Source organism: Streptomyces europaeiscabiei (genome assembly GCF_001550375.1).
Classification (GTDB): Bacteria; Actinomycetota; Actinomycetes; order Streptomycetales; family Streptomycetaceae; genus Streptomyces; species Streptomyces europaeiscabiei.
The window spans coordinates 1-4455 of the sequence record NZ_LRTR01000307.1 but is presented as its reverse complement, the minus strand read 5'-3'; the positions used below and the strand labels follow the sequence as shown (position 1 = coordinate 4455).

Annotated in this window: 3 protein-coding genes and 2 pseudogenes; 1 reads left to right on the top strand and 4 read right to left on the bottom strand. The window is 72.5% G+C overall.

What is annotated here, in order from left to right; all coding sequences use genetic code 11:
- Both AWZ10_RS15000 and kbpA read right to left on the bottom strand, forming a co-directional pair.
- A partial coding sequence (locus AWZ10_RS15000; protein ID WP_159058274.1) for a serine/threonine-protein kinase occupies positions 1–1048 on the bottom strand: 1048 nt, incomplete at its 3' end.
- Positions 1049–1549: 501 nt separating this feature from the next.
- A pseudogene (gene kbpA / locus AWZ10_RS14995) lies at positions 1550–2326 on the bottom strand (AfsK-binding protein KbpA); the annotation flags it as partial.
- A 433-nt stretch (positions 2327–2759) separates the two neighbouring features.
- Here kbpA and AWZ10_RS14990 point away from each other — a divergent pair.
- Entirely contained in the window at positions 2760–3407 is a 648-nt protein-coding gene (locus AWZ10_RS14990) for a TetR family transcriptional regulator (protein ID WP_079024552.1), read from the top strand.
- Between the two features lie 246 nt (positions 3408–3653).
- Here the strand turns inward: AWZ10_RS14990 and AWZ10_RS14985 are convergent, their stop codons facing one another.
- A complete protein-coding gene (locus tag AWZ10_RS14985) occupies positions 3654–4178 on the bottom strand; it encodes a nitroreductase/quinone reductase family protein (RefSeq protein ID WP_199845971.1) in 525 nt (174 codons plus the stop codon).
- Positions 4178–4455 (bottom strand): annotated as a pseudogene (locus AWZ10_RS14980) (acyl-CoA dehydrogenase family protein); the annotation flags it as partial. The pseudogene AWZ10_RS14980 and the gene AWZ10_RS14985, both read right to left, overlap by 1 nt.

Below are 4455 nucleotides of genomic sequence, written 5' to 3'. Positions count from 1 at the left end.
CCTGCCCACCGGCGAGCCGTACCGGCCCGGTGTCGGGGGCGCCGAGGGAGAGGGGCGCGGGGTCGTACGAGGGCGGGGGCGGCGGTACCGGGGCGGGGCGGGCTCCTCCGCCGCTGCGCCCGCCGGAGGTCTGCTGGGGCTTGGGCGCCGGGCGACCACCGCGGCGGGTCTCGATCATGGCCACCGCCTTCTCGGGCAGCCACGCCGACGCCGTACCGCTGTCGTCCGAGCCGGAGCCGAAGAGGTGGGGTGCGAGCTGGGCCTGGAGGTCGGCGGGGTTGGGGCGCGCGGTCGGGTCCATCTGCATACAGGACTCGATGAGAGGGCGCAGGTCGTCCGGGAGGCCGGCGAGGTCCGGGCCCTCGCGCAGCAGCATGAAGACGGTTTCCACGGGGTTGGCGCCGTGGAACGGCGCGTGCCCGGTGGCGGCGAACACCAGCATCGAGCCGAGCGAGAAGACGTCGCTCGCGCCGGTCACGCTCCGCGAGTCCTTCGCCTGCTCGGGCGACATGTACGCGGGCGTCCCGACGGCGACGTTCGTCATCGTCAAACGCGTGTTCGATACGCCGGACGCGATGCCGAAGTCGATGACGCGCGGCCCGTCCTCGACGACGAGGACGTTGGAGGGCTTCAGGTCGCGGTGGACGAGTCCGGCGCCGTGGATGGACTGCAGGGCTTCGGCCACACCCGCGGCGAACCAGCGGACGGCCTGGACCGGCATCGGCCCACAGTCGTTCACTATTTCTTCCAGGGAGGGCGCGGGGACGTACGCGGTCGCCAGCCACGGCACGGCGGCGCGGGGATCGGCATCGACCACCGCCGCCGTGTAGAAGCCGGACACCGCGCGGGCCGCCTCGACCTCGCGCGTGAAACGGACGCGGAAGAGCTGGTCCTCCGCCAGTTCCGTCCGCACCGTCTTGATCGCCACGCGCCGGCCCGACGCCGAGCGCGCCAGATAGACCAGCCCCATGCCGCCGGCACCCAGCCGTCCCAGCACCTCGAACGGCCCGATCCGCCGCGGATCGTGCTGCGTCAGCTGATCCACCACTTGCCCTGCCACCTCCCCGTACGGACCGCGTCACCCACGTTGTGCGCGCGACCCCCGTGCAGCGTCTCACCACCGCACCGCCATGGCGGCACGCACCCCGATTCTTCCTGCTACCGGGGGCAGGTTGCTAACCCGGGTGCGGAACGGGGTGTCTCAGGACAAAACCATGTTGTCCGCCTCTCGGGAAGCGGGAGCCCGGATGGTGGGACACCACGGCGGGCCGCGTACCACCGGCGCACAACCCCGTACGTCTGCCCACGCGGCGGCCCGGTCACGCCCCCGGAGCGCCCGCGCGAGCCACGGGCAGGCCCTCGCCCCCACACCCGCCGACCGCCGTCTTCCCGCTGGTCAGCCGTCGTCCCCCGGTGCGGTCGCCCCGCGTTCTTCCCCCGGTCGGGCCTCGTCCTCGCTCCGGTCGTCGCCCTGTTGCCGCAGGTCGTCCGGGCGCTGTTCGGCCTGATCCGACTCCTGCGGGGCCTCCCGCCAGCCGTTTCCGTGCTTCCGCTGGAGCAGCGCGAACGACGCCCCTTGATTGTCCGTGACGACCGCCACATTTCCGTACGACGTGTCGAACGGCGGCACCTGCACCCGGCCCCCGAGCCGGCTGACGGTAGCGATCGCGGCCTCGCAGTCGTCCGTCCCGAAGTGGACCAGGAAATGCGGTGGCATCTCCGCCGGGAAGACGTCCGTGAGCGTGGCCCGGCCGAAGTCCGGGGCCGCGTCCGGGCCGAAGAGCGCGTCGTGGAAGAGGTGCGAGTAGAAGGCGTTGGCCGCCTTGGTGTCCCGCGTGTACAGCTCGGCCCACATGAACGTGCCGGACTCGTGGCGCCGCCCGAAACCCGTGTGCCTACCGGCCTGCCAGAGACCGAAGACGGCGCTTTCGGGGTCCGTGGCCAGCGCGGCCGTGCCGAGGGTGCCGACCGGGGTCGGCGGGGTGATCACCTGACCGCCGGCCGCGGTGATCCGGGCGGTGAGCGCGACCGCGTCCGGGGTCGCGAAGTGGACGGTCCAGACGGTGGGGAGCCGGCCGTCGGGCTTGGGGGCGAGGGCGGCGAGCGGGACCGATGTGTCCGCGGGGTACGCCCACACCTCATGGGCGCCGTCCGTGGGGGCCACCTTGAAGGTCCACCCGAACAGTTCGCCGTAGAACCGCTTCCCCGCCTCCACGTCGGGCAGCTGGGCGTCCACCCAGCAGGGAACGCCCTCGGGGTACGGGACGCTTCCCGTGGCGGCGGCGGCGGCTTCCGCCCCCGTGACGGCTCCCGTCTCATCGGCCATAGGGCCAAGCTAACGGCCACTCACTGTGGGCGCGCGTCGGGCGCGTCCGGCTGCCTTTCGCGGGAGGGCGCCTGATGGCTCGGGGGCGCCTGTACGTGGGCGGGTGCGGGTTCGGTGGGGGCTGGTCGCGCAGTTCCCCGCGCCCCTGAAGGATTCAGGCCCCTGCGGGCCTGAAAAGCACGGGGCGCAGCCCCTGCTTTTCAGGGGCTGCGGGGAACTGCGCGAGAAGCCCCGCCGGCCCGCAGCCAAAGAGCCCACCCGAGCGGGGTCGAAGGGGCGCAGCCCCTGGGGAGGGGACGGGTAGGGGCGGCGGGGGCGAAGGAAATGCGCCAAGGCACCGCAGGACCACCCCACGAACCCCTTGGTGAGGCCCTTGCTCCCCATTTGCAGTCGGCCGAATCGCGCTCCGATCACCCCTCGGTAAGCTGACGGCATGACAGGACAAGTGCGTACCGTCGACGGCCGCGTGGCCGGCCGACGAGGGCAGGCGACCCGGCAGAAGCTGCTCGACTGCCTCAGCGAGATGCTCAGCTCGTCGCCCTACCGGGACGTCAAAGTCATTGATGTCGCCCGGAAGGCGGGGACTTCACCCGCGACCTTCTACCAGTACTTCCCGGACGTCGAAGGCGCCGTCCTGGAGATCGCCGAGCAAATGGCCGCCGAGGGCGCCACGTTGACGAGCCTCCTCGAAGGCCGCTCCTGGGTCGGCAAGGCCGGCTGGCAGACCGCTCAGGAACTCGTCGACGGATTCCTGGACTTCTGGCGCAGGAACGACGCGATCCTCCGCGTCGTCGACCTGGGCGCCGCCGAGGGCGACAAACGCTTCTACAAGATCCGCATGAAGATCCTGAACTCGGTCACCAACTCCCTCTCGGAGACCGTCGCCGAGCTCCAGTCCAAGGGCCGCGTCGACAAGGACGTGAACCCGGCGGCCCTCGCCGGTTCCCTCGTCGCGATGCTCGCCTCGGTCTCCGGGCACCAGAAGGGCTTCCAGACCTGGGGCGTCAAACAGGCCGAACTGAAGCCCAACCTGGCCCTGTTGGTGCACCTGGGCATCACCGGCAAGAAACCCACGAAGTAACGCAGGAGCACCCGGGCACGCCCCCGGACGCGATCCTGTCACGCAGACGGCACCCTCCGACGAGGCGTGCCGCCTGCCGCGTTCAGGGGGACTTGGGGACCAGGGGGCTGCGGGGGGACTCGGGGGGCGCCCCCGCACGGCCGCACGCCGATCGGCCGCACGGCACCCGCCGATCGACGGCACGAGCGCGAGCGGCAGCGGCAGCGGCAGCGGCAGCGGCAGCGGCAGCGGCAGCGGCAGCGCGATTCAGCGCCGTACGATCCGGAAGACCCGTATCTCCCGGTCCACCCGCGCCTGGTACGTCGAGTACGGCGGCCAGAACCTCAGCAACTCCTTCCATACGGCCGCCCGTTCCTCCCCCGCCAGCAGGTGCGCGGTGACGGGGATGTCCTGGCCCTTCCAGTTGATCTCGGCGTCGGGGTGGGCCAGCAGGTTGGCGCTCCAGGCGGGGTGGCCGGGGCGGCCGAAGTTCGATCCGATGAGCACCCAGCTGCCCTTCCCCTCCTCGGGCATGCAGGCCAGCGGGGTACGACGCGGCACCCCGCTCCGCGCGCCGGTCGCGGTCAGCACGACGCCGGGCAGCAGTTGTGCGCTGAGCAGCACCCGGCCCCGGGTGGCCCGGTGCACGGCCCGGTCCAGCGCCGGTATGACATGCGGCGCGACCCGGGCGAACGCCGGAGCCGAGGACACCTTCTGCACCAGCCGCACGCCCATGCCCTTCATCCGCTCCGCCGTGCCCGCTGTCATCCCGGCCGCCTTCCTCGAAGCCATCAGCCCCGCGCCTCCCTCTGCTCGCCCGGCCCGCCGGGCGCGAGCCCGCCGACCGTGAAGACCCCCGCCATGTCGGCCGCCCGCCCCCGCAGCCGGTGCACCGGCCCGAAGAGCGCCTCGTCCCCCGCGGCCCGCTTGAAGTACCGCTGTGCCTCGTGCTCCCAGGTGAACCCGATCCCCCCGTGCAACTGGATGCCCTCCCCGGCGGCCACCCGCAACGCCTCCAGCGCCTGGGCCAGCGCCGGCCCACCGGCCCGCTCGCCGACCTCGCCGCCCT

Excerpts from the sequence above, each read along its gene's own strand:
- AWZ10_RS14990 (WP_079024552.1), top strand. The coding sequence starts at position 2,760 with ATGACAGGACAAGTGCGTACCGTCGACGGCCGCGTGGCCGGCCGACGA.
- AWZ10_RS14985 (WP_199845971.1), bottom strand. The coding sequence starts at position 4,178 with ATGGCTTCGAGGAAGGCGGCCGGGATGACAGCGGGCACGGCGGAGCGG.